Origin of the sequence: Actinocorallia aurantiaca (assembly GCF_039533685.1) — a bacterium.
Lineage (GTDB): Bacteria > Actinomycetota > Actinomycetes > Streptosporangiales > Streptosporangiaceae > Actinocorallia > Actinocorallia aurantiaca.
In genome coordinates this window covers 129,564-155,726 of record NZ_BAAATZ010000001.1, presented here as the reverse complement: position 1 = coordinate 155,726, position 26,163 = coordinate 129,564, and the positions used below count along the sequence as shown (strand labels likewise).

The window sequence follows — 26,163 nt, the reverse complement described above, 5'->3', positions numbered from 1 at the left end:
ACAAGAAGAGGGGCGGGGAGCCCGTGCTCCCCGCCCCCGGTCCGTTCGTGGAAGGTCAGTGCAGGACGCCCAGGTCGGTGAGGCGGGCCTCGAGGTAGCCCTCCAGGCGTTCGATGCCGGCCGGCGCCAGCGGCCGCCCGTGCTCCTCCTCGGGCAGCAGGTCGACGACGCACCGCAGGTCCCAGTAGGGGTGGTGCTCGTAGTTGCCGCGCACCTGCTCGAAGGCCGCGGCGAAGGCGTCGGCGGCGTCGCGCCCGTAGCGCAGCAGGAGACCGCACCGCATGTGGGCGACGTCGATGCCGATGGGCCCGTAGGAGGCCCTGTCCCAGTCGACGATCCCGCACAGCCGCCCGCACGCCCACAGGGAGTTGTCGGGGTGGTAGTCGCGGTGGATGAAGTGCGGGGTGAACTCCGGCGGAGGGTCGGTGACGACCTCCAGGGCCTTGTCCCAGATCCCGGGGTTGCGGGCGTGGAAGGGCGGCTGGCGGATCTGCAGCCGGTTGTAGGGGGTGTAGGGCGGCATCGTGGTGCCGCCCTTGACGTCGTGCAGGCTCACCAGGGCCGCGGCCAGCTGGATGAGGTACTCGGAGAGGTCCTCGGGCACGGGGCGCGGCGGGTGGCCCGGCAGCCGGGTGATGAGCAGCGCTGGAGCGCCGCAGCGGCCCCCTGAGGGGTCGGCGGCGATGAGCTGGGGGGTCGGGATCTCACAGCCCGCCAGCAGCGCCAGAGCGGCGATCTCGCGTTCGGGCGGGAAGTCGGACTCCCACTCGGTCCAGCGGCGCAGCACCAGCCTGTGCACGGTGCCGGAGCGGGTCTCGACGAGCAGGAAGTGGTTGGTGTGACTGGTCCCGCCGGCGATGGGCCGGACGGCCTGCACCGCGCTGCCGGGTCCGAGGCACTCGCAGACCCAGCGCAGCGTCGCCTCACTGGGCGGCCTGCCAAGGGGAAGCGCCCTGGAGAGCTGAGCGTCCAGTGAGGCGTCGGCGGTGGTCACGGGGTCCATGTAAACGGATTCCGAACGGGCGGAGGAGTGATTTTGCGAAGACAGAACGTAACACTTTCCCGGTCACACACGTGGCCTTACGGCACTGGGAGGATGAGCACCCGCCGTAAGGCCACGTTTGGCGCGTCCCTCTAGTCCTTGCCGTCGCGACGGGGACGGAGGAGCGCCTCGGCGAGCGCGAGCATCGTCTCCTCCAGGGTCGCGAGACGTTTGAGGACGTCCTGGTGCACGGCCGACACCTTCTTGCTGACGTCCTCCTGGACGCTGTCGACGCGCTTTCCGAGTTCCGTCTGCACGTACTCGGAGCGCTTGGCGACCTCCTCGTGCACGGCGTCGGAGCGCTTGGAGACCTCGTCGTGCACCGCGTCCGAGCGCTTGATGACCTCGTCGAAGACGTTCTCCACGCGCTTGACGACGTCGTCGTGGATGTCGTCGAACCGTTTGGAGATGTCCTCCCGGACGTGGTCGAACCGGCGTGAGACGTCCTCGTGGGCCCCGTCGAAGCGCTTGTTGAAGTCCTCGCGGACGCCCGTGATCTGCTTGCCGACGCCGGACGCGCTCTCGTCGACCCGGCGCATCAGATCGTCCTGGATGCCGTCGACGCGGCGCTTGACGTCCTCCTGGACGGCACGGGCGCTGTCGTCCAGGCGGCGGGCCAGGTCGTGGTGGGCGGCGTCCACGATCTTCGTGATGGTCTCCTCGATCTCGCCCCGGTCGGGGCGGGAGCGCAGCTCCACGATCAGGGGATCGGTGACCGTGCTGACCTGGCGTTCCAGTTCGTCGAAGCGCTCGCCGTAGTCGACGGAGGGGCGCTGGGCGAGTTCGGCCAGCCGGCGGTGGATCTCCTTGATCTCCAGCGCGGCGGGAAGCTGCCCGACCCGCTCGCCGAGGGCGTCGAGGCGGCTGTCGAAGCCGTTGATCTTGCCGTCGAGCCCGTCCAGCCTGCCTCCGAGGCCCTCGACCCGGCCGCCGAGCGCGGCCAGCCCCTGGTCGGTTCGCTCGGCGGCCTCGCCGAGGGACTGCTCGACCCGGCTGGTGATACCGGTGATGGTGTGCTCGAGCCTCTCCGAGCGGTGGCCGAGCTCGGCGAGGGACTTGTCGAGCCGGTTGAACCGCACGGACGCGGACTCCATGCTGCCCTGGAGCTTGTCCAGCCACTTGGTCATGTCGGCCATGCGCTGGGACGCGTGCTGGGCGGAGTCCATGAGCGCCTGGAGCCGGGAGAGGCTCTCGTCGACGTTCTCGGCGACGACGCCGACGTCGGCCCACAGGGCGGGGAGCTCGCTGACCGGCTTGATCCGCTCGCCGACCGACTCGATGTGCTCGGCGAGCCCCTCGGCCCATTCCGGCGGCCGGCCGGTGAGCTCGTCCATCCGCCCCCGGACGCCGTCGAGCTGGCCCGCCAGGCTGCCGAGCTCGCGTTCCCGTACCTCCCGCAGCAGCCACTCCATGCCCTCGAGCCGCTGGCGGATCTCGTCCAGTACCTGACCTTGTGAACGTGATTCGTACACATGGTCCTGCGCCGCACGGGCGAGCAACTCCCGCATCCGGTCCGAGACCGGCTGACCCCCCGTCTGCAGGAAGTTGTGATTCGTTTCCACCCGATGCTCCTTCGTGTGCCCGCCCCGGAATTCGATGGGGCGCGGCAGTGTTTTGTAAGACCCCTGAGAACTTTAGTGCTTGATCATGAAAATGCTGAGTCGCGCCAGGGAAGCGGAGAGTTTCAGAGAATCATGGAAATTGCGCGCCCTGGGGGGATGGTCCGATCAGTCCCGCCGGTGGCGACCCTCGTACGAGCTGTGGGAATACCCGTTGTACTGGGGCGTGACCAGTGGATATTCAAGATCGAAAACACTGCTGTCGAGCAGCCGGAAGAGGCTCTGTTCGGTGACGAAGACCCCTCTGCAGAATCCGCATTGGGCAATGGTGATTTCGCCGTGCTGGTAACTCGCCATTTCAGCACGGCATTTCGGGCAGAACAAGATCGCCTCGGTCAATGCCGACCCCCCGTCAGGCTGCTGTTTCACCCACACTAGTAACGGCAATGCCGGAATGGGCGCATTATTTGCCTGATCCTGGGAGGTTCGGCGTCAGCGCTTGGCGCACAGCAGGGCGAAAGGAGAATCGCCGACCCGGGTGAGCACCACGGTCCCGGCGGACGGACCGGACGGGCGGAGGTCCCGGCGCAGCCGGTCGAGGTCGGCGGCGAAACCGCGCTTCTTGAGCGTCAGCGTGCCGACGCCGCGGGCGCGCAGCGCGGCCTTGAGGCGCTTGACCGAGAACGGCAGCACCTCCTCGATCTCATAGGAGCTGGTGAAGGGCGTGTCCTTCAGCACGTCCGAGGTGATGTAGGCGATCCGGGGGTCGGCCAGGCCGCCGTCGACCAGGGCCGCCGCCTCGCCGACGAGATGGGCGCGGATGACTGCGCCGTCCGGCTCGTACAGGTAGCGGCCCCAGGGGCGCACCTCGGGCACGGAGGACGCGGGGTCGGGCGTCAGGGAGTGGACCTCGCCGTCCCTGAGGAGGGTGGCCCTGCGCGCGGGTCCGCCGGCCAGGTCCCCCAGCCAGAGCGCCGCCTCTTTGACGTCCCCTCCGTCGGAGATCCACTCGGTGCTCGCGCCCTCGGGGATCGCCTCGTAGGGGATGCCGGGCGCGACCTTCACGCAGCCCGCCGGGGCCCGGGAGGCGAGGTCGAGCAGCGCGTCCAGCGGAGGCTCGTAGGCCTTGGGGTCGAACACCCGGCCCCGTCCCGTCCGGCGTCCGGGATCGGCGAAGACCGCGGCGTGGCCCGACGGGTCCTGATCGAGGGCGTCGCCCACCCGCGCCTCGGCGAGCCCGGAGACGCCGAAGGCCGCGAGGTTGGCCGAGGCCACCGCGACGGTCAGCGGGTCGCGGTCCACGCCCGTCCCGGCGGCCCCGGCGCGGGCGCGGAAGAGGAGATCGGCCCCGATCCCGCAGCACAGCTCCAGCACGGGCCCGGAGAGCCCGGCGAACCTGGCCGCCCGGTAGGCGGCGACGGAGGCCCTGGTGGACTGCTCTAGCCCCTGGGGGGTGAAGTACATGCGCGCCGCGTCCGGGCCGAACTTGGCGGCCGCCCTGGCCCGCAGGCGCACCTGGCCGAGGGCGGCGCCGACGAGCTCCGCCGGGTACCGGGAGCGCAGCCGGGACGCGGTCGCCAGCAGCCCTTTCTCCGAGACATCGGACTCCATGGCCGCGTCCAGGACCTCCCGCCCGTCCGGAGCGAGCAGCGCCTCGAAGTGAGCGATCTCCATAAACCCAAGGTAGAGGCTTGAAGGGAGTCCGGTTGACTGTCAGGGAGGCACGCAATAACCTCACGACTGGCACTCTCATGGGTAGAGTGCCAATGCGACGAGCCCGGTCTGGCACCCGCGACGACAGGCCGGTCGAGGTCGCCTCCTAAGCAGACACGCACACTTCACAATCGAAGGGGAGGTTCGACATGTCGACCGCCACCAAGGTTGCTCTCAAGCCGCTCGAGGACCGCATCGTGGTCCAGCCCCTCGAGGCCGAGACGACCACCGCTTCCGGTCTGGTCATCCCGGACACCGCCAAGGAGAAGCCCCAGGAGGGCACCGTCGTGGCCGTGGGCCCCGGCCGCGTCGACGACAAGGGCGCCCGCGTCCCGGTCGACGTCTCCGTCGGCGACGTCGTCCTGTACTCCAAGTACGGCGGCACCGAGGTCAAGTACAGCGGCGAGGAGTACCTCGTCCTGTCGGCGCGCGACGTCCTCGCGATCGTCGAGAAGTAAGAGCGGCCCGACCCCGCCGCGCCACGGGCGCGGCGGGTGAGACGACCGGATTTTTCGCTCCGCCCCGGCGGCCCAGTGGGGCGGCCGGGGCGGAGTGCTCTGGACCCGAGGAATACGAGGAAGAGTCGCCATGGCCAAGATCCTGGAGTTCGACGAGGACGCCCGCCGCTCGCTCGAGCGCGGCGTGAACGCGCTCGCCAACGCGGTGAAGGTGACGATCGGCCCGCGTGGCCGCAACGTCGTCATCGACAAGAAGTTCGGCGCTCCGACCATCACGAACGACGGCGTGACCATCGCCCGTGAGGTCGAGCTGGAGGACCCGTACGAGAACCTGGGCGCCCAGCTCGTCAAGGAAGTAGCCACCAAGACCAACGACGTCGCGGGTGACGGCACCACCACCGCGACCGTCCTGGCCCAGGCGCTGGTGCGCGAGGGCCTGCGCAACGTGGCCGCCGGCGCCTCGCCGCTGGGCCTCAAGCGCGGCATCGACGCCGCCGCCAAGCACGTCTCGGACCTGCTGCTGAAGTCCGCCACCGAGGTCGACGACAAGGCCTCGATCGCGCACGTCGGCACGATCTCCGCCCAGGACGCCAAGATCGGCGAGCTGATCGCCGAGGCGTTCGACAAGGTCGGCAAGGACGGTGTCATCACCGTCGAGGAGAGCAACACCTTCGGCCTGGAGCTGGAGTTCACCGAGGGCCTGCAGTTCGACAAGGGCTACCTGTCGCCGCACATGGTGACCGACCCCGAGCGCATGGAGGCCGTCCTGGACGACGCCTACGTGCTCATCGTCGAGGGCAAGATCTCCAGCGTCAACGAGTTCCTGCCGCTGGCCGAGAAGGTCGCGCAGAGCAAGAAGGCGCTGCTGGTCGTCGCCGAGGACGTCGAGGGCGAGGCGCTGGCCCTGCTGGTCGCCAACAAGATCCGCGGCACCTTCCTGTCCGTCGCGGTCAAGGCCCCGGGCTTCGGCGACCGCCGCAAGGCCATGCTGGGCGACATCGCCACGCTGACCGGCGGCCAGGTCGTCTCCGAGGCCATCGGCCTCAAGCTCGACAGCGTCGGCCTGGAGGTGCTGGGCCAGGCCCGCCGCATCACCGTCACCAAGGACAACACCACCATCGTGGACGGTCTGGGCGACGCCCAGGCGATCTCCGACCGGGTCCGCCAGATCAAGGTCGAGATCGAGAACAGCGACTCCGACTGGGACCGCGAGAAGCTGCAGGAGCGGCTGGCCAAGCTGGCCGGCGGCGTCTGCGTGCTGCGCGTCGGCGCGGCCACCGAGGTGGAGCTGAAGGAGAAGAAGCACCGCCTGGAGGACGCGATCTCGGCCACCCGCGCCGCGATCGAGGAGGGCATCGTCTCGGGCGGCGGCTCGGCCCTGGCCCACCTGGCCAAGGAGCCCTTCGAGGGCCTGGGCCTGACCGGCGACGAGGCCACCGGCGCCGAGGCGCTGCGCCGCTCGCTGGTCGAGCCGGCCCGCTGGATCGCCGAGAACGCGGGCCAGGAGGGCTACGTCGTCGTCTCCAAGATCCAGGCGCTGGCGACCGGCCACGGCTACAACGCCGCCACCGGCGAGTACGGCGACCTCAAGGCGCAGGGCGTCATCGACCCGGTCAAGGTGACCCGCTCCGCGGTCACCAACGCCGCGTCGATCGCCGGCATGCTGCTGACCACCGAGGTGCTGGTCGTGGAGAAGCCCGAGGAGGAGGCCCCCGCCGCGGCGGGCGGCCACGGCCACGGGCACGGCCACTGACGGCTGAGTTAAGCGAGGGGAAACCCCCATGGAACCTGGTTTCCATGGGGGTTTTCTGTATTCAAAACACGGTTTCATGGGACGCGCCCCGGCAATGTGACCATTCCGTTGTCGTCATCGGTGAAGACATGAATCATTTCCCTGGGCATAGTGCTCTGTGTGACGGAGGCTGCGATCGCCGGGACCGAGAGCGCTCACCTTCTGGTGCCGCGTCAGTCCCGAAGTGAGGAAAGCGAGCCTGACCTGCGAGAACTGGCGAGTCTCGCGGTACAGGGGGATGCCGGGGCCACCGAGGTGCTCATCGGGCGGGTGCGGCCGATGGTGGTGCGTTATTGCAGGGCCAGGCTGGGGAGGGTTTCCGGGCAATATCACGCGGCGGACGATGTGGCGCAGGAAGTGTGCATCGCGGTTCTCTCCGCGTTGCCCAGATATCGCGACATGGGACGTCCGTTCGCTTCGTTCGTGTTCGGTATCGCGGCGCACAAGATCGCCGACGCGCTGCGGAGCGCCGTCCGCACCGCGGTGCCGACAGAGGACCTGCCCGACGGGCCCGACGAGCGGCCGGGCCCGGAGGAGACGGTCGTGCGGTACCTGGAGGCCGAGCAGGCCCGGGACCTGCTGCACCGGCTGCCGGGACAGCAGCGCGAACTCGTGCTGCTGCGGGTGGTCGCGGGGCTGTCGGCGGAGGAGACCGGTAATGTGCTCGGCATGACCGCGGGCGCCGTTCGGGTGGCGCAGCACCGGGCGCTGGCGCGCCTGCGTGCCATGGCGGTGGCGATGGAGGAGTCGAATCGGTGACCACGGGAGCCGGAGGCAGCGGGCCCGTCGACCTCCGGGCCCTGCGCGCCACCGACGCCCTGCTCGACCGGCTCTGCGCGCGGGCACCCGACCCCGCGGGGGACCAGGACGCCGCCGTGCGGCTGCTGAGGGCCCTCCTGGAGGACGTGAGCGCCGCTGACGAGTCGTCGGACGGCAGGAGGACCGCGGGGCCCTCACCGGCCGTGGTGGAGCGCTCTCCGGCCGCGACGCGGCGCAGCGGCGGCTCCCTGGGCGTGCGGGCGGCGGTCGCCGTCGGGGTGGCCTCGGCGGTGCTGGCCGCCGGCGGCGTCGCGGCGGGCTGGAGCCCGGGCGAGGACGCCGGAGCGGGGATCAAGAGCGGCCCCGTGCTGCCGGAGCCGGATCAGGACGGCCCGCCGGACTCCCGTCCCTCTTCGCTGTCGATCACGCCGTCCACGTAGCCCCTGGCGTACTCCCAGGTGACGTAGTCGATCGGATCCGGGTTGAGGGCCGGTTCGTGGACCCTGGGCTGCCCCTCCTCCAGGAGGTGGCGCAGATTCCCCCGCAGCAGCTCCCAGTCGATGTAGTGGGTCTTTCCGCAGTCCTCGCACTCCACTGTGAGACCGCGCACACCCAGCGGCTCCAGCAGGGTGCGGAAGACCTCGAGATCGGTAAGGTCGGCGAGCACGTCCTCACGCTCCGCAGGGCTCAGCGGAGCGATCTCTTCGAGCTCGCCGAACGCGGCGGCCGGGTCGTCCGGGTCGCCTGCGAACGGGTCGAGCGGCGTTTCGTCGTGCACGACTCCAAACTACTGCGCCGGGTGCGATGGCGGGAAGTCGCAGGTCCTCTGGGGTGTTGCCCGTACGATGGTGTTTAAAGCCAGCCAGCGCCGTAGGAAGGCCCAAGATGAACCCCGCCGTGGAGACAGGAAAGTTCGCCCCCGTGGGCCTGACCTTCGACGATGTGCTGCTGCTGCCGGGTTACTCCGACCTCCAGCCCGGCGACGCGGACACCACGACCAGGCTGTCCAGGGGCATCACCCTTCGGATACCCCTGGTCTCCGCCGCCATGGACACCGTCACCGAGGACCGGATGGCGATCGCGATGGCCCGCCAGGGCGGCATCGGCGTGCTGCACCGCAACCTGGCCATCGAGGAGCAGGCCCAGTACGTCGACACGGTCAAGCGCTCCGAGGCCGGCATGATCACCAACCCGGTGACCTGCACGCCGTTCGCGACGCTGGCCGACGTCGAGGAGCTGTGCGCCCGGTACCGGATCTCCGGGGTGCCGGTCACCGACGAGCGCGGCGTGCTGCTGGGCATCGTGACCAACCGCGACACCCGGTTCGAGACCGACATGTCCCGCCCGGTGAGCGAGGTCATGACCCCGATGCCGCTGGTCACCGCCCGCGAGGACGTCTCCCGGGAGGACGCGTTCGCGCTGCTGGCCAAGAACAAGATCGAGAAGCTGCCGCTGATCGACGACGAGGGCAGGCTGCGCGGGCTGATCACCGTCAAGGACTTCGCCAAGACCGAGCGCTACCCCCACGCCACCAAGGACGAGGAGGGCCGCCTGGTCGTGGCCGCCGCGGTCGGCGTCGGCGAGGACGCGGTCCGGCGGGCCCAGGCGCTGATCGAGGCCGGGGTCGACGCGGTCATCGTGGACGTGGCGCAGGGGCACTCCAAGGGCGTCGCCGACACCATCGCCAAGATCAAGGCCAACTCCCGGGTGCAGGTGATCGGCGGCAACATCGCCACCTACGCCGGGGCCAAGGCGCTGGTGGACGCCGGCGCGGACGCGGTCAAGGTCGGGGTGGGCCCCGGCTCCATCTGCACCACCCGGGTGGTCGCGGGCGTCGGCGTGCCGCAGATCACCGCCATCTACGAGGCGGCCCGCGCCTGCGCCCCCGCCGGGGTGCCGGTGATCGGCGACGGCGGCCTGCAGTACTCCGGCGACATCGGCAAGGCCATCGCGGCGGGCGCGTCCACGGTGATGCTCGGCTCGCTGCTGGCCGGCGTGGACGAGTCGCCCGGCGACCTGGTCTTCGTGCACGGCAAGCAGTACAAGACCTACCGGGGCATGGGCTCGCTGGGCGCGATGCGCAACCGCGAGCGGGGCAAGTCCTACTCCAAGGACCGCTACGCCCAGGGCGAGGTCGTCAGCGAGGAGAAGCTGGTGCCCGAGGGCGTCGAGGGCCAGGTGCCCTACCGCGGCCCGCTGGCCGCCGTGTCCCACCAGCTCGTCGGCGGGCTGCAGCAGGCCATGTGGTACACCGGCAGCCGCACCATCGGCGAACTGCAGGAGAACGGCCGGCTGATGCAGATCACCTCGGCGGGCCTGAAGGAGAGCCACCCCCACGACATCCAGATGACCGTGGAGGCCCCGAACTACCAGGGCCGATAGACTCGCCCGGTCGTTTACCAGCAGGGTTGCAGAAGGGTCTGACGGTGGCAGCTGAGGTTGAGATCGGGCGCGGCAAGAGCGGGCGCCGGGCGTACGCCTTCGACGAGATCGGCATCGTCCCCTCTCGCCGGACGCGCGACCCCGAGGAGGTCAGCGTCGCCTGGCAGATCGACGCCTACCGGTTCGAGATCCCGCTGCTGGTCGCGCCGATGGACAGCGTGGTCAGCCCGGCGACGGCGATCATGGTCGGCCGGATGGGCGGGCTGGGGGTGCTCGACCTCGAGGGCCTGTGGACCCGCTACGCCGACCCCGAGCCGCTGCTGGCCGAGATCGCGGAGCTGTCCGACGAGCAGGCCACCCGGCGGCTCCAGGAGGTCTACCAGGAGCCGATCAAGGAAGAGCTGATCGGACAGCGGATCGAGGAGGTCAGGGAGGCCGGGGTCACCGTGGCCGCCTCCCTGTCGCCGCAGCGCACCGCCCGGTACTCCAAGGCGGTCGTGGACGCCGGCGTCGACCTCTTCGTCATCCGCGGCACCACGGTCTCGGCCGAGCACGTCTCGGGCCGGGCCGAGCCGCTCAACCTCAAGCAGTTCATCTACGAGCTGGACGTGCCGGTGATCGTCGGCGGCTGCGCCACCTACCAGGCGGCCCTGCACCTGATGCGCACCGGCGCGGCGGGCGTGCTGGTCGGCTTCGGCGGCGGCTCGGCCCACACCACCCGCGACGTGCTGGGCGTGGCCGTCCCCATGGCGACCGCGGTGGCGGACGTCGCGGCGGCCCGCCGGGACTACATGGACGAGTCCGGCGGCCGGTACGTGCACGTGATCGCCGACGGCGGCATGCGCTCGTCCGGCGACATCGCCAAGGCCGTCGCCTGCGGCGCGGACGCGGTGATGGTCGGCTCGCCGATCGCGCGGGCGACCGAGGCCCCCGGCCGCGGCCACCACTGGGGGAGCGAGGCCCACCACGGCGACGTTCCGCGCGGCACGCGGCTGGCGCTGGGCACGATCGGCTCCCTGGAGCAGATCCTCTTCGGCCCCTCGCACGCGGCGGACGGCTCGATGAACCTCATCGGCGCCCTGCGGCGGGCGATGGCGACGTCCGGCTACACGGAGGTCAAGGACTTCCAGCGCGTCCAGGTGGTCGTCGAACCCAAGTGACGCGTCCCGGCGGCGCCGGGAAGGGGGCGGGAACATCCACAGGATGTGCCCGCCCTTTCACGTTGAGGGACTTTTGGTTACTGATCGGTAATTCTTCTGGGGTACGGGGTTGGGGCGGGTCCCGGTGTGGGAAGGCGTGGGAGGGAACGGGACCGCCAAACCTGAGCGGGGGATCTCCATGATCGGGCTGGGCAGTTCGCGGCTGGGGCCGCGGGAGCGTGAGGCCGCGCTGGCGGAGATGGCCGCCGAGGAGTTCGACGTCGTCGTGGTCGGCGGCGGGATCACCGGCGCGGGAGTGGCCCTGGACGCCGCGACCCGGGGCCTGAAGGTCGCGCTCGTCGAGGCCAGGGACTTCGCGTCCGGCACCTCCTCGCGCTCCTCGAAGCTGATCCACGGCGGCCTGCGCTACCTGGAGCAGTACAACTTCGACCTGGTGCGGGAGGCGCTCACCGAGCGGGGACTGCTGCTCCAGGTGATCGCGCCGCACCTGGTCCGGCCCGTCCCCTTCCTCTTCCCGCTGACCCACCGGGGCTGGGAGCGCTTCTACGTCGGCGCGGGAGTCGCGCTGTACGACTCGCTCTCGTTCTCGATGAGGGCGTCCCGCGGGGTGCCCCCGCACCGGCACCTGAGCCGGCGGCAGGCGCTGAAGGTCGCCCCCTCCCTCAAGCGGACCTCCTTCACCGGCGCCATCCAGTACTGGGACGCGCAGGTCGACGACGCGCGCTACGTGATGACGGTGCTGCGGACGGCGGCGTCCTTCGGGACGCGGATAGCCTCCCGCACCGAGTGCGTGGGGTTCCTCCGCGAGGGCGAGCGCGTCACCGGGGTGCGGGTCCGCGACCTGGAGGACGGGCGGGAGCTGGAGGTCCGCGCCCGGCAGGTGGTCAACGCCACCGGCGTGTGGACCGACGACATCCAGCACCTCGTCGGAGGCCGGGGGCAGATCCACGTCCGGGCGTCCAAGGGCATCCACCTGGTGGTCCCCAGGGACAGGATCCACAGCTCCTCGGGCGTCATCCTCCGGACGGAGAAGTCCGTCCTGTTCGTCATCCCGTGGGGGCGGCACTGGATCATCGGGACCACCGACACCACCTGGACGTTCGACAAGGCCCATCCCGCCGCGTCCAAGGCCGACATCGACTACCTGCTCAACCACGTGAACGCCTTCTTGAACGTCCCGCTCACCCCGGACGACGTGGAGGGCGTGTACGCGGGGCTGCGCCCGCTGCTGTCGGGGGAGTCCGAGGAGACGTCGAAGCTCTCCCGCGAGCACGTCGTGGCGCATCCCGTGCCGGGCCTGGTGATGGTCGCCGGAGGCAAGTACACGACGTACCGGGTGATGGCCAAGGACGCCGTCGACGCCGTCGTGCACGGCCTGGACGGCCGCGTCGCGCCCTCCTGCACCGACCGGGTCACGCTGGTGGGGGGCACGGGCTACCAGGCGCTGTGGAACTCCCGGTACCGGCTGGCCTCCTCCTCCGGGCTGCACGTGGCCCGGATCGAGCACCTGCTGCGCCGGTACGGCACCCTCATCGAGGACCTGCTGGAGCTGATCGCCGAGCGCCCCGACCTGGCCAGCCCGCTGGCCAGGGCCGACGACTACCTGCGGGCCGAGGTCGTCTACGCCGCCACCCACGAGGGCGCCCGGCACCTCAACGACATCCTGTCGCGCCGCACCCGGATCTCCTTCGAGACCTGGGACCGCGGGCTGGGCGCCGCCGAGGAGGCCGCCACCCTGGTCGCCCCGGTCTTCGGCTGGTCCCAGGAGGAGGCCAAGCGCGAACTGGAGCACTACATCCAGCGGGTGGAGGCCGAGCGCGCCTCCCAGACGTCCGAGAACGACCAGGAGGCCGACGCCCTGCGCCGAGGCGCCCCCGACCTCGTCCCGACCAGCCTCCCGGCGAACGAGCCGGTCAGGTGAGCACAGCCGATCCTCGCTTCGCTGCGGTCGGCTGTGTTCGTCTGGGGGCGACCCCCAGACCCCCGCGGGGTGAAACAGCCGATCCTCGCTTCGCTGCGGTCGGCTGTGCTCATCTGGGGGCGACCCCCAGACCCCCGCGGGGTGAAACAGCCGATCCTCGCTTCGCTGCGGTCGGCTGTTTCAGGTGATGTCGACGATCGGCAGGCGGTAGGCGGCGGGGGCCGTCGCCGGGACGATCGGGTTCTTCGGGGCGACGGGGGACAGGCGCTGGTAGGGGGTGCCCAGGGCCGGGCGGAGGTCGGGCTCGTCGCGGTTGGGCCAGAACGCCATGGCGCGCTCGGCCTGGGCGGTGATGGTGAGGGACGGGTTGACGCCCAGGTTCGCGGAGATCGTCGAACCGTCCACCACGTGCAGGCCGGGGTGGCCGTACAGGCGGTGGTAGGGGTCGATGACGCCGGTCTGCGGGGAGTCGCCGATCACGCAGCCGCCGATGAAGTGGGCGGTCAGCGGGATGTCGAACAGGTCGCCCCAGTTGCCGCCGGGCATGCCGCCGGTCTCCTCCGCCATCAGCCGCACCGCCTCGTGGCCCTGGGGGATCCACGTGGGGTTGGGCTCGCCGTGGCCGGGCCGCGCCTTGAGGTCCCAGCCGAAGGGGCCCTTCTCGCCCTTGACGGTGATGGAGTTGTCGCGGGTCTGCATGACCAGCGCGATGACCGTCCGCTCCGACCACCTGCGCAGGTTGGGCAGCCGGGCCAGGTCCCACGGGCGCTTGGCGACCTCGCCGAGGAACTTCAGCCAGCGGGGCGCGCCGCCGCCGTCAAGGAGCAGGGAGCGCATCAGGCCCATCAGGTTGGAGCCGTGCCCGTAGCGGACGGGCTCGATGTGGGTCTGCTCGTCCGGGTGGAACGAGGAGGTGATGGCCACGCCCTTGGAGAAGTCCTCGCCCTTGGCCGAATAGCGTTCCGCGCCGAGGATCGCCTCGGAGTTCGTGCGGGTCAGGACCCCGAGGTTGTCCGAGATGTTCGGCAGGGACCTCTCGGCCTTGAGCTTGTGCAGCAGCTTCTGCGTGCCGTACGTGCCGGCGGAGAAGACGACCTGCCCGGCGGTGAGGGTCCTGCGATTTCGCCCGAAGGAGCCGGTGCGGACGATGTCGACGGCGTAACCGCCCTCGACCGGCCGCACGTCCGTGACGCGGGACAGCGGCATGATGCGCGCCCCTGCCTTCTCGGCGAGGTAAAGGTAGTTCTCGGTGAGCATGTTCTTGGCGCCGTGGCGGCAGCCCGTCATGCACTCGCCGCACTGCGTGCAGCCCTTGCGCTCGGGGCCGGCGCCGCCGAAGTAGGGGTCTTCGTGCCTGGCGCCGCCGTGCTTGCCGAAGAACACGCCGACGGGCGTCAGCCGGAAGGTGTCGCCCTTGCCCATCCGGTCGGCGACCCGCTTGACGACCCTGTCGGCCGGGGTCATCGCCGGGTTCTGCACCACGCCGAGCATCCGCCTGGCCTGGTCGTAGTAGGGGGCGAGCTCGGCCTCCCAGTCGGTGATGTGCGCCCACTGCCGGTCCTCGAAGAACGGCTTCGGCGGGACGTACAGGGTGTTGGCGTACACCAGCGAGCCGCCGCCGACCCCGGCGCCGGCCAGCACGGTGACCATGCCGCCCTTCTTGCCGCGGACCAGGTGGATGCGCTGGATTCCGGTGAGCCCGAAAGCGGGGGCCCACACGTAGGAGGGCAGGCGCCAGCTCGTCTTGGGGAGCGGGCGGTGGGCGGTGCCCTCGCCACGGGTGTCGAAGCGGCGCCCCGACTCGATGACGCCGACCTTGTAGCCCTTCTCGGTGAGGCGGAGCGCGGTGACGCTGCCGCCGAACCCGGAGCCGACTATGAGAACGTCGTAGTCCACGGGAGGCCTGTCCTTACTTGAGACGCAGGCGCTTGAGCGTCTTGAGGGAGGTGGTCAGGAGGTCGACGTACTTGGCGTACGGGACTCCGGGAGGGGCGTCCAGCTCCATGTACTGGGTGGTGGCGAGCGTCTGCGCCTCGGTGTACTTCAGCAGGCCCTCGGCGCCGTGGCGGCGGCCGACTCCGGACTGCTTCATGCCGCCCATGGGGGCGTCGTGCGAGGCCATCGCCGAGCCGTAGCCCTCGTTGACGTTGACGGTCCCGGCCTGGAGCCGGGAGCCGACGCGGCGTCCGCGGGCGAGGTTCCGCGTCCAGACCGAGGCGTTGAGGCCGTAGTGGGTGTCGTTGGCCCGCTCGATCGCCTCCTCCTCGGTGGCGAACTTGTAGACGCTGACGACCGGGCCGAACGTCTCGTTGGCGCACAGGTCCATCTCGGTGGTGACCCCGGTGAGGATGGTCGGCTCGTAGAAGAGCGGGCCGAGGTCGGGGCGCGCCCTGCCGCCGGCGACGACCGTGGCGCCCGCCTCGACGGCCTGCTCGACGTGCGCGGTGACGGCCTCGAGCTGGCGCGGGTAGGTCAGCGAGCCCATCTGGGGTTCGAAGTCCAGGGACGAGCCGAGCTTCATCGCCTTGGTCTCGGCGGCGAACTTGGCGAGGAACTCGTCGTGGACCTTCTCGTGCACCAGCAGGCGCTCGATGGAGATGCACAGCTGACCGGCGTTGCTGAAGCAGGCCCGGACGGCGCCGCGGGCGGCCTTGACCAGGTCGGCGTCCTCCAGAACGATCATCGGGTTCTTGCCGCCGAGCTCCAGCGAGTAGCCGATGAGGCGGGGCGCGGCCTTCTCGGCGATGAGCCGTCCGGCGCGGGTGGAGCCGGTGAAGGCGATGTAGTCGGCTTCGCCGATGAGGGGGTCGCCCAGTTCGGCGGGGTCGCCGACGACGACCTGCCACAGGTCGCGGGGCAGCCCGCACTCGATCATCAGGTCGACGCACCACAACACGCTCAGCGCGGTCTGGGTGTCGGGCTTGTGCACGACGGCGTTGCCGGCCAGCAGGGCCGGGATGGTGTCGCCGACGCCCATGCTGATCGGGTAGTTCCACGGGGTGATCACGCCGATCACGCCCTTGGGCTGCCGGTACTCGTAGGTCTTGACGGCCAGCGGGAAGGCGCCCTGGCGGCGCTTGGGCGCCAGCAGCTTCGGCGCGCGGCGCGCGTAGTACAGCGGGCCGAGGGTGACGTCCAGGAACTCCTCGAAGGCGTGCCGGCGGGCTTTGCCCGTCTCCCACTGCAGGATGTCCAGGATCTCGTCGCGGCGGGCGATGAACTCGTCGACGAAGCGCAGGACGGGCTTGGCGCGCTCGGCCGGGGAGAGCAGGGCCCAGGCGCGCTGTGCGGCGCGGGCCTTGGCGTAGGCCCGCTCCACGTCCTCGGCGGTGGAGAGCGGCACGGTGGCCAGGGGCTCACCGGTGAACGGCGTGTTGATCACCGTGGTGGCCCCGGAGGAGTTCACCAGGCCGGTGACCCTGGCGATGACAGCGTCGGAGAGGGGGCGGGAGGAAGCCGTCTGGGTTGCCATGCCGGTCAGCATATGACCGAGCGGCCAGGTTTGAATACCTGCAAGTAACCCAAAATGGCCACCCGGTCATTATGGGTTGGCTCACAATCTTGGACCGATCCACATCGGTAAAGGCGAGAAAGACCAAGGTCGTCCGGTGTATCAGGAGGGAGAGAGAATTTCAGAGGGGGTTACGGATGGCTGCTACCACCCGACGGACCGTGAGACCCGGACGGCAGGAGAAGCGGGTGCGGACCCGCGAGGCGCTTCTGGACGCGGCGCAGCGGCTGTGGGCCGAACGCGGCGTCCACGGCGCCTCCCTGGACGACATCGCCGGCGCGGCCGGGCTCACCAAGGGCGCGGTGTACTCCAACTTCGCCGGGAAGGCCGACCTGCTCTTCGCCCTGCTGGAGCGGCACACCACCCGCGGCGAACGCCTCGGCCGGCGCTGGGACGGCGACAACGACGAGGACCGGCTGCTGGGCCAGCTCCTGGTGGAGTTCTGGCTGTACGGCATGCGCGACTACTCGGCCGGCTGGCGGATCGCCGACTGGTACCACTGCCAGCGCACCGAGCTGGCCGAGCGGCTGGAACGGCAGGAGCGTTCGGGGGAGGCGCCGGACGGCGGGCCCGCGATGCCGGCCCAGGAGCGCGCGGCCCTGGCCATGGCGATGGAGCTCGGCCTGGCCCTGCAGCACCTGCTCGACCCCGACCGGGTCCCGGCCGGGATCTACGACAGGGCGATGAGGCTGGTGCTGGGCGGAGCCCCTACTCCCACTCGATAGTGCCCGGAGGCTTGCTGGTGATGTCCAGCACCACGCGGTTGACCTCGCGGACCTCGTTGGTGATCCGGGTGGAGATCCGCTCCAGCAGGTCGTAGGGCAGGCGCGACCAGTCGGCGGTCATCGCGTCCTCGCTGCTGACCGGGCGCAGCACCACCGGGTGGCCGTAGGTGCGGCCGTCGCCCTGCACGCCCACCGAGCGCACGTCGGCCAGGAGCACGACCGGGAACTGCCACACGTCGCGGTCGAGGCCGGCCTGGGTCAGCTCCTCGCGGGCGATCGCGTCGGCCTCGCGCAGCAGGTCCAGCCGCTCGCGGGTCACCTCGCCGATGATCCGGATGCCCAGGCCGGGGCCGGGGAAGGGCTGGCGCCAGACGATCTCCGGCGGCAGGCCGAGCTGCTCGCCCAGGGCGCGCACCTCGTCCTTGAACAGGGTGCGCAGCGGCTCGACCAGGGAGAACTGCAGGTCCTCCGGCAGGCCGCCGACGTTGTGGTGGGACTTGATGTTGGCGGCGCCGGTGCCCCCGCCGGACTCCACCACGTCGGGGTAGAGGGTGCCCTGGACCAGGAACTCCACGTCGTCCGTGGCGGAGATCTCGCGGGCCGCGGCCTCGAAGACCCGGATGAACTCCCGCCCGATGATCTTGCGTTTCTCCTCGGGGTCGGTGACCCCGGCCAGCGCGGACAGGAAGCGCTCCTCGGCGTCCACGACGTGCAGCTTCACGCCGGTGGCCGCGACGAAGTCCTTCTCGACCTGCTCGGACTCGTCCTTGCGCATCAGGCCGTGGTCGACGTACACGCAGGTCAGTTTGTCGCCGATGGCCCGCTGGACCAGCGCGGCGGCCACGGCCGAGTCGACTCCGCCGGACAGGCCGCAGATGGCGTGCTTGTCGCCGACCTGGCGGCGGATCCGCTCGATCGACTCCTCGGCGATGTTGACCATCGTCCAGTTGGGACGGACCCCGGCCAGCTCCAGGAAGCGCTTCATCACGGTCCTGCCGTGCTCGGTGTGCAGCACCTCGGGGTGGAACTGCACGCCGTAAAGGCCCTCTTCGGGGTTCTCGAAGGCGGCGATCGGGGTCACGGACGTGGTCGCGGTGACCTTGAAGCCCTCGGGGGCGCGGCTGGCGTAGGTGCCGTGCGACATCCACACCTTCTGCGCCACGGGCAGGCCCGCGAACAGCTCGCCGCCCAGGACGTCGAGGTCGGTGCGGCCGTACTCGGCGACGTCCGTCCGCTCGACGATGCCGCCGAGGGTCTGGGCCATCACCTGGAAGCCGTAGCAGATGCCCAGGACCGGGACCCCGGTGGTGAACAGGCCCTCGGGCGCGGCGGGGGCGCCCGGCTCGTACACCGAGGAGGGGCCGCCGGACAGGATGATCGCCTTGGGCTTGCGGGCGAGCATCTCGCTGACCGGCATGGTGGACGGCACGATCTCGCTGAACACATGGCATTCCCGGACGCGCCGGGCGATCAGCTGCGCATACTGCGCGCCGAAGTCAACGACGAGAACAGTGTCGAACGACTGTTCGGTCACGGGCACGGGAGAGCCTTTCGCGGCGAAGACAGGGAGTGACACCAGTCTACGGGCTCCCACGGTGCGTGAACGCTGGTGCCCGGACTGTCGGAACGTTGGCGTTCCACCGGTTTTCTGCAGGTACTTTCTTGTACATTCTTCTCACCTCCCCCTGGTAAAGCCTCCCCGTCACCCCAGTCCCGACCGCCCCCACCGCAAGACCCCCCGAGGAGCCCCGTGAAGCGCGTAGGGAAATGCGCCGTGCTCGGCCTGGCCGTCGCGGCGATGGTCTCCGTCCCCCGTCTCGCGGAAGCTCCCGCGACGGCCGCCCCCGCTGTGGCGGCCCCGCACGCGGAGGCCTTCTGCGCCACGGGAGGGGACGTCCACGCACACGACGAGCACGGGCGGGCCCGGGTGCGCTACGGGGCGAGGACGGCCGAGCCCGGCTCGCGGGTGAGCGCCGGGGTGGCCGAGCAGGTCGAACGGGAACTGGACCGGCAGGAGATCACGGGCAGGCTGCTGCGCTCCACGGACGACGCGAAATGGATCCACATCCCCGTCCACTTCCACGTGCTGCACAACGGGAAGAAGGGCAAGGTCACGAAGAAGGCCGTGCTCGAGCAGATCAAGGTGCTCGACACCGCCTACCGGGGGAAGAAGGGCGGATCCAGCGCCCGGATCAACTTCTACCTGAAGAAGATCACCTGGACGAGGAACGCCGACTGGTTCGGGAAGCCCCAGCAGTACGAGACGGACTTCAAGAAGAAGCTGCGCAAGGGCGGCGACAGCACCCTCAACGTCTACACCGCGAACCTCGGGAGCGAGCTGCTCGGCTGGGCGACCATGCCGTGGGACTACAAGAAGGAACCGGCCAACGACGGCGTGATCGTCCACTACGACAGCCTGCCGGGCGGGAAGATCAAGCACTACAGCCTGGGCTACACCGCGGTGCACGAGGTCGGCCACTGGCTCGGTCTCTACCACACCTTCGGCCGGGCCTACCCGGACGAGGACGGCTGCTCGGCCGGCGACCGCGTCGGCGACACCCCGGCCCAGAAGGAACCCACCAACGGCTGCCCGAAGAAGGCTCCCGACACCTGCCCCGCCTGGGGCCGCGACTCGATCCACAACTTCATGGACTACGGGTACGACAAGTGCATGACGGAGTTCACCAAGGGGCAGGTCGAGCGGATGCGCACCGCCTGGAGCCGCTACCGCCTCTGAGCCCGGTCCCGGGCCCGCTCCAGGGCCAGGGAGAGCAGTTCGCGGTGCGCCGGGAGCATGCCCTCGGGCAGCTCGTCCGGCGCGAACAGCCGCGCCTCCAGGACCTCGCGGTCCTCCAGCCTCAGGCCCTCCATGGCGTCGGCGCCGCCGGTCAGGACGGCCTCGTGGGCGATCTCGATCCGCAGCCGGTACCCGCTGGTCACCTTGAGCAGGCGCCCCACCTCCACCGACAGGCCGGTCTCCTCGCGGACCTCCCGGGCGATCGTCTCCTCGTGGCGCTCGCCTTTGCGCGCGTAACCGGTGGGAAAGCCCCACTGCCGGTCCAGGGGCCACAGGCGGTGGCGCAGCAGCAGGACCCGCCCGTCCGGGCCGAAGACGACCCCCGTGACGCCGCAGTTGAACTTGGCGTGGGCGAACCACAGCAGCCGCCACTGGTAGGACCCGCGGATCTTGCGCCACATCCGTGCCAGGAAAGCGTTCACCGTGCCACCGTACGGCTTCCGGGCACGGGAAGGCCCCCGCGGAAAGGGGCTTCCGCGGGGGCCGGGGGCGTCGACCGGGCCTGGATCAGGCGGTGGTCAGAGCCTTCTCCGCCTCGAGGGTGGCGGCGGTGGCGTTGACGACGGCGGCGATGCGCAGCGCCTCCTGGACGAGCTCACGGGAGAAGCCCGACTCGCGCAGGACCTTCTCGTGGGACTCCAGGCAGCGGCCGCAGCCGTTGATGGCCGACACGGCCAGGCACCACAGTTCGAAGTCGGCCTTGTCCACCCCGGGCTTGGCGATGACGCTCATGCGCAGCTTCGCCGGGAGGGTGGCGTAGGTCTCGTCCCCGATGAGGTGGGTCGAGCGGTAGTACACGTTGTTCATCGCCATGATCGCGGCGGCGGCCTTGGCGGCCTCGAACGCCTCGGCGCTGAGGTAGTCGCCCGCCTCGGCGGAGATCTCCGCGATCACCTGGGCGCTCCTGGTGGCCAGCGCGGTGGAGAGCACCGTGCCCCACAGCTGCTGCTCGGACAGCTGAGAGGTGCCGGTCACCGAGCCCAGGTTGAGCTTGATGTCCTTGGCGTAGGACGGAAGGGCGTTCTTCAGGTTGTCGACGCTCATGGTCAGGCGTCCGCGAGCAGCTTGTTGACGTCCAGGGTGGACTCGCCCTTGTTCCAGTTGCAGGGGCACAGCTCGTCCGACTGCAGGGCGTCGAGGACCCGCAGGACCTCCTTGACGTTGCGGCCGACGGAACCGGCGGTGACCATGACGAACTGGATCTCGTTGTCGGGGTCGACGATGAAGGTGGCGCGCTGGGCGACGCCGTCCTTGGTCAGGATGCCGAGGGCCCCGGCCAGCTCGCGGTTGAGGTCCGACAGCATCGGGAACGGCAGGTCGCGCAGGTCCTCGTGGTTCTTGCGCCAGTTGTAGTGCACGAACTCGTTGTCCACGGACGCGCCGAGCACCTGGGCGTCGCGGTCGGCGAAGTCGTCGTTGAGACGGCCGAACTCGGCGATCTCGGTCGGACACACGAAGGTGAAGTCCTTGGGCCAGAAGAACACGACCCGCCACTTGCCTTCATAGGACTTCTCGTCGATGGTCTCGAACGCGTTGTCGGCGTCGAGGGAGACGCAGGCGGTCAGCGAGTAGGACGGAAACTGGTCACCGATCGAAAGCACAAGGCCCTCCCTGGGCAAAGAGATGCGGGTGGTCGGTACCCAGGATCTCGCAGGTATCGTCATGTGAGAAATCAGCTCTACGGGGTGTCCGCGATAGGAGTTGCTTATCAGCCGCCCGACAGTCGCCCAGTTGCGCGCCTTTCTCGCGGTGTCGGAGCACCTCCACTTCCGCGAGGCCGCCTCGGCGCTGCGGATGAGCCAGCCCGCGCTCTCCGGCGCCGTCGCCGCGCTGGAGGACGCCCTGGGCACCCAGCTTCTGGAACGCACCACGCGCAAGGTGCTGCTCACTCCGGCGGGGGAGCGGGTGGCGCGCCGGGCCGCGGCCGTCATGGCCGAGCTCGACCGGCTGGAGGAGGAGGCCGCGGCCGAGCGCGGGCCGCTGGGCGGGCCGCTGCGGTTCGGGGTCATCCCGACCGTCGCCCCCTACCTGCTGCCCACCGTGCTGCCCGACCTGCGGCGCGAGTTCCCCCTGATGGAGCTGGCGGTCCGCGAGGAGCAGACCGCCCACTGCGTGGCCGAGCTGATCGGGGGCCGGATCGACGTGGCGGTCCTGGCCCTGCCGGTCACCACGCCGGGGCTGGTGGAGCTGCCGCTGTACGAGGAGGACTTCCTGCTGGCCGCGCCCAGCGGCTACGAGGTGGACGAGCCGCTCGCCCGCGACGCGCTCGGCGACTTCGAGATGCTGCTGCTGAACGAGGGCCACTGCCTGCGCGACCAGGCGCTGGAGGTCTGCCGGGAGGCCGGCGCCCGGGCCGCGGCCGCGACCTACGCCACCAGCCTCACCACGCTGGTGCAGCTCGTCGCGGGCGGACTGGGTGTGACATTGCTCCCAGAATCGGCGATTCCCGCTGAAGGTGGACGAGAGGGGATGAACGTCCGGCGGTTCCGCGACCCCGCCCCCCACCGCTCGATCGGGCTGGTGCACCGGTCGACCTCCCCCCGGGCGCCGGAGTTCGAGCTCCTCGCCAAGGTGGTCCGGGACGCCGTCCGGAGCCGCGGCTGGAGCGTCAGGGTCGCCTCCTGAAACCTCGCTTGCGAGAAAAGTTGTCAAGATGCCCCTCGATCCTCACCCTGAGGTACAGAATGGTTGCCCAACGTGATGATTCTGGGGGGCATGTTCATGGCAAAGACTCCTAGGGACCTCTCTGTGCGCATCAGGAGCACCGAGGCCGAGCTGGTGATGGCCGAGGACCTGCTGCACGCCGGGGCGGACCCCGCCGACCTCGACGACGAATGGCTGCTGGCCAGGCCGTTCCGGGTCCGGCACCTGCTGAGCCGCTCCTGAACCGACGAGGAGGCGGCGAAGTCGCCCCCGCACGGGTCACCGACCACGTCCTCAGGGCCTTCAGGAGTCTGTGATGCATCTCCGGAGCGGCGCCTCGTCGCCCTTGCTCAGCGTGATCGTCCCTTTCCACGACCTCTCCGAGTACCTGCCCGAGTGCCTGCGGTCGCTGGCCGCGCAGAGCTACCCGAAGCTGGAAGTGGTCATGGTGGACGACGGGTCCACCGACGACGGGGCGGTCGCCGCCAAGGCGACGGCCGCCAGGGACCCCCGGTTCCGGCTGATCCAGCAGGAGAACTCCGGTCCCGGACCGGCCCGCAACACCGGCGTCGCCCACGCCACCGGCCGGTACCTGGCGTTCGCCGACGGGGACGACGTGGTCCCGCCCGACGCCTACCGGCTGCTGGTCCAGACGCTGGAGCGCACCGGCTCGGACTTCGCCGCGGGCAACGTCCTGCGCATGTCCGAGGGCAGGACGTGGCAGTCGTCGCTGCACCGCGACATCTTCACCGAACCCAGGGAGCGCACCCGCGCGAGCCTGCACCCGCTGCTGGTGCGCGACCGCACCCCGTGGAACAAGGTGTTCCGGCGCTCGTTCTGGGACGACCACGGCTTCACCTTCCCGGCGGGCCTGTACGAGGACCCGCCGGTCGTCCTCACCGCGCACGCCGTCGCCCGGTCCGTGGACGTGCTGAGCGAGACCGTCTACCACTGGCGACGGCGGCCGGGCTCCATCACCGAGGAGCGGCACGAGGCGGCGAACCTCCTGCAGCGGCTGCGGTCCGCCGAGTGCGTCCGCCAGGAGCTCGCGGTGCGGGCGCCGGAGCTGATCGGCGCCTACGACCTGCACGTGCTGCTCGGGATCGAGCTGCGGGTGGTTTTCAGCACGCTGGCCGAGGCCGGCGGCGCGGCCGCGTCCGGAGCCGCCGAGACCATGGACGAGGCCCTGGAGCTCGCCACCCGTCTGGCCGCCGAGCTCGGCCCGGAGACGGCCGGGCACATGACGGCCTTCCAGCGGCTGCGGCTGCACCTGCTGCGCGAGGGCAGGCGGGAGGACCTGGGGGAACTGCTGCGGTTCGCCAAGGCCGGGGGGCACCGGTCGGTGCCCGTGGTGCGTGAGGACAGGCACTGGCACGCCCGGTACCCCTTCTCCGACAGCGCGCCGCACGGCCTGTGCGACGTGACGCGCGAACTGGAGGCGGTGGCCCGCCTCGACAGCGCGGGCTGGACGGACGACGGCGTCCTGGAACTGGAAGGCCACGCCTACATCAAATGGCTGGAGTCCGAGTCCTCCCGCATCCGGCTGTGGCTGCGCCCGTCGGGCAGGATCGGCCGGATCAGGGTCCCGCTGGAGAGGGTCGACAGGCCGGACGTCACCGCGGGTTCGGGGCAGGCGCTCGTCAACCACGACGCCTCGGGGTTCCGGGCGCGGATCCCCGCGTCGTCGCTGAGGACCCTCGGACGGCTGCGCCCGTCGGACTGGCGGTTCGAGGTGGAGGTGACCTGCCAGGGGGTGCGGCTGCGCAGCACGCCGGCGCCGCCGCGCTCGTCCCTGCAGAAGTGGCCCACCGCCACCCGGGTGGAGCGGCTGAACGCCGTCCTGCGCGTCGAGGCGGCCGAGGAGGACGGCGAGTACGTGCTGCGGGTGCGCCCGCAGGAGGCCACGCTCCTCGCGCACCGGGTGGAGGGCGGGCGGCTGGTCCTGGAGGGCACGCTGGCGCGGACCCCGCTGGGCCCCCTGCAGATGGTGCTCGCCCGCAAGGACGCCAAGGTGCGGGTGACGGCCGAGACGAACGGGCTGCGCTTCCGGGCCGAGGTGCCGACCTCGGAGCTGGCCGGGCCCGCCGTGCTGTCCCCCGGAGCGTGGGAGGTGCGGCTGGGCGGGTTCCGGGTGCAGGCGGCCTGCCCCGACGAGACCTACCCGGTGCCCGGCGGTGAGCTGGCGGTGAGCCGGACCAGGCACGGGGTGCTGCGCCTGTTCGCGCGCCGCCCCAAGCCGGTGGTGCGGAGCATCTCCTGGACGGACGACGAGCGGCTGGAGGTCGCCGGCTCCTACCTCGGGGCGGTCCGGCCGTCCGAGCTGGTGCTGCGGCACCGGCGCTCGGGGGAGGAGCACCGGATCCCGCTGGAATGGCGGGAGGCCGCCTTCACCGCGGCGCTCCGGCCCCGGAGCATGCCCCGCCCGTTCGGGGACGTGGCGCTGGGCGGCGGACGGTGGACGCTCCACCTGGACGGCCAGGCGGTCTTCGTCTCACGTGACGCCCTGCGCGGGCTGCCCGGACCCCGCGTGAGCGGATGGCACGAGTACGCGTTCGCCGTCTACCGCATGGACGCGCTCGAACTGCAGGCCAAGGCGGGGCCGCACGGCTGTGAACGCGGCCGGTACGCCCGGGAGTCCCTGCGGCGGACGGTCTACCGGGAGCGGCGCTCCCAGCCCGTCCGCGACCTCGCGCTCTTCGACGCCTACAAAGGGCGCGAGTACTCGTGCAACCCGCGCGGCCTCTTCGAGGAGCTGCGCCGCCGCGACCTCGGCGTGGAGTGCGTGTGGGTGACGGCGGACGGCGCCTTCCCCGCGCCCGAGGGCGCGCGGATCGTCCTGGCGGGCAGCCGCGAGCACTTCGAGGCGCTGGCCGGAGCCCGGTACGTCTTCGGGAACTTCGTCCAGGAGCCCTGGTACGTCAAGACGCCCGGCCAGACGTACGTGCAGGGCTGGCACGGCGTCCCCTGCGGCGTTCCGGAGGGCGACGGGCTGGAGGCGCCGCTGCGCCGGCTGGCCGGACCGTCCTGGCGGGAGCACGACGTGCCGCAGTGGGATCTGGTGCTGGCCCAGAACTCCTGCTCTGAGCGGCTCTTCCGGGAGGTCTTCGGCCACGGGGGAGAGATCCTCACCGTCGGCCACCCCCGCACCGACCCGCTGCACCGCCTGGAGGCGCCCGCCGCCGCGGCGGGTATCCGCCGTGCCCTGGACATTCCGGAGGACAAGAGGGTCGTCCTGTATGTCCCCGCCTGCCGGAGCGACCCGCGTAAACGCGCCGCGGCCCCGGATCTCCCTCCGGCGCCCGATCTGGCCCGCCTCTCGGCGACCCTGGGCGAAGGCCACGTGATCCTGTCCCGCGCGCCGCACTCCGTCGGTCCCCGGCCCCGGGCGGCCTCGGTCCTCGACGTGACGGCCTGGCCGGATCCCATCGCGCTGTGCCCGGCCGCCGACGTCCTGGTGACCGACCACTTCCCGACCCTGGTCGACTTCGCGGGCACCGGCCGTCCCGCGATCCTCCTGTCCGCCGACGGAGGGGCTCCCGCGCCCGGTCCCGTCGTCGCCGGCACCGGCGAGCTGATCGAGGCGCTCACCCGACCGGAGCCCCCCGGCGACCGCCACCGCGCCTTCGTCGAGCGGCACTGCCCCCACGACGACGGCTGGGCGGCCTCCCGTGTCCTGGACCACCTGAACCTGAGATGAGAGG

The 26,163-nt window shown here is 70.8% G+C and carries 23 protein-coding genes; 12 read left to right on the top strand and 11 right to left on the bottom strand.

The annotated features are described in order from the left end of the window. Nucleotides 1–55: 55 nt before the first annotated feature. The 4 genes from ABD327_RS00720 to ABD327_RS00705 form a co-directional block, all read right to left on the bottom strand. Entirely contained in the window at nucleotides 56–1,003 is a 948-nt protein-coding gene (locus tag ABD327_RS00720) for an aminoglycoside phosphotransferase family protein (RefSeq protein WP_344448069.1), read from the bottom strand. 131 nt (nucleotides 1,004–1,134) lie between these two features. Next, nucleotides 1,135–2,604, bottom strand: a complete 1,470-nt coding sequence (locus ABD327_RS00715; RefSeq protein ID WP_344448067.1) for a hypothetical protein — start codon at nucleotides 2,602–2,604, stop codon at nucleotides 1,135–1,137. Between the two features lie 165 nt (nucleotides 2,605–2,769). Then, on the bottom strand, nucleotides 2,770–3,030 hold the full coding sequence (locus tag ABD327_RS00710) for a zf-TFIIB domain-containing protein (protein ID WP_344448066.1): 261 nt from the start codon (nucleotides 3,028–3,030) through the stop codon (nucleotides 2,770–2,772). 63 nt (nucleotides 3,031–3,093) lie between these two features. Further along, nucleotides 3,094–4,275, bottom strand: coding sequence for a THUMP-like domain-containing protein (locus ABD327_RS00705; protein ID WP_344448065.1), 1,182 nt, complete (start codon nucleotides 4,273–4,275; stop codon nucleotides 3,094–3,096). A 188-nt stretch (nucleotides 4,276–4,463) separates the two neighbouring features. On the opposite strand from ABD327_RS00705, the gene groES reads away from it, so the two are divergent. The 4 genes from groES (at nucleotide 4,464) to ABD327_RS00685 (ending at nucleotide 7,763) form a co-directional block, all read left to right on the top strand. After that, nucleotides 4,464–4,772: a co-chaperone GroES gene (groES, locus tag ABD327_RS00700; RefSeq protein WP_344448064.1), complete on the top strand. Its 309-nt coding sequence runs from the start codon at nucleotides 4,464–4,466 to the stop codon at nucleotides 4,770–4,772. A 130-nt stretch (nucleotides 4,773–4,902) separates the two neighbouring features. Continuing rightward, nucleotides 4,903–6,525 (top strand): chaperonin GroEL, encoded by a 1,623-nt coding sequence (gene groL, locus ABD327_RS00695; protein WP_344448062.1) that lies wholly within the window; start codon nucleotides 4,903–4,905, stop codon nucleotides 6,523–6,525. A gap of 201 nt (nucleotides 6,526–6,726) precedes the next feature. After that, nucleotides 6,727–7,323 carry a sigma-70 family RNA polymerase sigma factor gene (locus ABD327_RS00690; protein WP_344448075.1) on the top strand — a complete coding sequence of 199 codons (597 nt, stop codon included), beginning with the start codon at nucleotides 6,727–6,729 and terminating at the stop codon, nucleotides 7,321–7,323. After that, a complete protein-coding gene (locus ABD327_RS00685; RefSeq protein WP_344448061.1) occupies nucleotides 7,320–7,763 on the top strand; it encodes a hypothetical protein in 444 nt (147 codons plus the stop codon). Before ABD327_RS00690 ends, ABD327_RS00685 begins: the two co-directional genes overlap by 4 nt. Here ABD327_RS00685 and ABD327_RS00680 read toward each other — a convergent pair. Next, nucleotides 7,706–8,101 carry a DUF5319 domain-containing protein gene (locus ABD327_RS00680; protein WP_344448060.1) on the bottom strand — a complete coding sequence of 132 codons (396 nt, stop codon included), beginning with the start codon at nucleotides 8,099–8,101 and terminating at the stop codon, nucleotides 7,706–7,708. The genes ABD327_RS00685 and ABD327_RS00680 overlap by 58 nt on opposite strands. A gap of 107 nt (nucleotides 8,102–8,208) precedes the next feature. Between ABD327_RS00680 and guaB the strand changes: the two genes are divergently transcribed. The 3 genes from guaB (at nucleotide 8,209) to glpD (ending at nucleotide 12,786) form a co-directional block, all read left to right on the top strand. Next, a complete protein-coding gene (gene guaB / locus ABD327_RS00675) occupies nucleotides 8,209–9,705 on the top strand; it encodes an IMP dehydrogenase (protein WP_344448059.1) in 1,497 nt (498 codons plus the stop codon). A gap of 44 nt (nucleotides 9,706–9,749) precedes the next feature. Beyond that, entirely contained in the window at nucleotides 9,750–10,865 is a 1,116-nt protein-coding gene (locus tag ABD327_RS00670; protein WP_344448058.1) for a GuaB3 family IMP dehydrogenase-related protein, read from the top strand. A 178-nt stretch (nucleotides 10,866–11,043) separates the two neighbouring features. Continuing rightward, the gene (gene glpD, locus ABD327_RS00665) at nucleotides 11,044–12,786 is read left to right on the top strand and encodes a glycerol-3-phosphate dehydrogenase (protein WP_344448057.1); all 1,743 of its coding nucleotides are present in this window, start codon (nucleotides 11,044–11,046) and stop codon (nucleotides 12,784–12,786) included. A 180-nt stretch (nucleotides 12,787–12,966) separates the two neighbouring features. On the opposite strand, the gene ABD327_RS00660 is transcribed toward glpD, so the two are convergent. Both ABD327_RS00660 and ABD327_RS00655 read right to left on the bottom strand, forming a co-directional pair. Next, nucleotides 12,967–14,682, bottom strand: coding sequence for a GMC oxidoreductase (locus ABD327_RS00660; RefSeq protein ID WP_344448056.1), 1,716 nt, complete (start codon nucleotides 14,680–14,682; stop codon nucleotides 12,967–12,969). A gap of 13 nt (nucleotides 14,683–14,695) precedes the next feature. Beyond that, the gene (locus tag ABD327_RS00655) at nucleotides 14,696–16,258 is read right to left on the bottom strand and encodes a succinic semialdehyde dehydrogenase (RefSeq protein ID WP_344448055.1); all 1,563 of its coding nucleotides are present in this window, start codon (nucleotides 16,256–16,258) and stop codon (nucleotides 14,696–14,698) included. 227 nt (nucleotides 16,259–16,485) lie between these two features. On the opposite strand from ABD327_RS00655, the gene ABD327_RS00650 reads away from it, so the two are divergent. Beyond that, on the top strand, nucleotides 16,486–17,022 hold the full coding sequence (locus ABD327_RS00650) for a TetR/AcrR family transcriptional regulator (RefSeq protein ID WP_344448054.1): 537 nt from the start codon (nucleotides 16,486–16,488) through the stop codon (nucleotides 17,020–17,022). On the opposite strand, the gene guaA is transcribed toward ABD327_RS00650, so the two are convergent. Continuing rightward, complete coding sequence (gene guaA, locus ABD327_RS00645; RefSeq protein WP_344448053.1) at nucleotides 17,006–18,562, bottom strand: glutamine-hydrolyzing GMP synthase; 1,557 nt, start codon at nucleotides 18,560–18,562, stop codon at nucleotides 17,006–17,008. The genes ABD327_RS00650 and guaA overlap by 17 nt on opposite strands. A 210-nt stretch (nucleotides 18,563–18,772) precedes the next feature. On the opposite strand from guaA, the gene ABD327_RS00640 reads away from it, so the two are divergent. Next, nucleotides 18,773–19,759: a zinc metalloprotease gene (locus ABD327_RS00640; RefSeq protein WP_344448051.1), complete on the top strand. Its 987-nt coding sequence runs from the start codon at nucleotides 18,773–18,775 to the stop codon at nucleotides 19,757–19,759. Here the strand turns inward: ABD327_RS00640 and ABD327_RS00635 are convergent. The 3 genes from ABD327_RS00635 to ABD327_RS00625 form a co-directional block, all read right to left on the bottom strand. Then, nucleotides 19,747–20,241, bottom strand: a complete 495-nt coding sequence (locus ABD327_RS00635; RefSeq protein ID WP_344448050.1) for an NUDIX hydrolase — start codon at nucleotides 20,239–20,241, stop codon at nucleotides 19,747–19,749. The genes ABD327_RS00640 and ABD327_RS00635 overlap by 13 nt on opposite strands. Before the next feature lie 85 nt (nucleotides 20,242–20,326). Next, nucleotides 20,327–20,863, bottom strand: a complete 537-nt coding sequence (gene ahpD / locus ABD327_RS00630; protein WP_344448049.1) for an alkylhydroperoxidase, AhpD family — start codon at nucleotides 20,861–20,863, stop codon at nucleotides 20,327–20,329. Nucleotides 20,864–20,865: 2 nt separating this feature from the next. Next, on the bottom strand, nucleotides 20,866–21,420 hold the full coding sequence (locus ABD327_RS00625; protein WP_344448048.1) for a peroxiredoxin: 555 nt from the start codon (nucleotides 21,418–21,420) through the stop codon (nucleotides 20,866–20,868). Nucleotides 21,421–21,550: 130 nt separating this feature from the next. Here ABD327_RS00625 and ABD327_RS00620 point away from each other — a divergent pair, with 130 nt between their 5' ends. From ABD327_RS00620 to ABD327_RS00610, 3 genes are all read left to right on the top strand, one after another. After that, complete coding sequence (locus ABD327_RS00620; RefSeq protein ID WP_344448047.1) at nucleotides 21,551–22,444, top strand: LysR substrate-binding domain-containing protein; 894 nt, start codon at nucleotides 21,551–21,553, stop codon at nucleotides 22,442–22,444. Nucleotides 22,445–22,567: 123 nt separating this feature from the next. After that, nucleotides 22,568–22,705, top strand: a complete 138-nt coding sequence (locus ABD327_RS00615; RefSeq protein WP_344448046.1) for a hypothetical protein — start codon at nucleotides 22,568–22,570, stop codon at nucleotides 22,703–22,705. 73 nt (nucleotides 22,706–22,778) lie between these two features. After that, nucleotides 22,779–26,159, top strand: a complete 3,381-nt coding sequence (locus ABD327_RS00610) for a bifunctional glycosyltransferase/CDP-glycerol:glycerophosphate glycerophosphotransferase (protein WP_344448045.1) — start codon at nucleotides 22,779–22,781, stop codon at nucleotides 26,157–26,159. The last annotated feature ends 4 nt before the right edge of the window (nucleotides 26,160–26,163 follow it).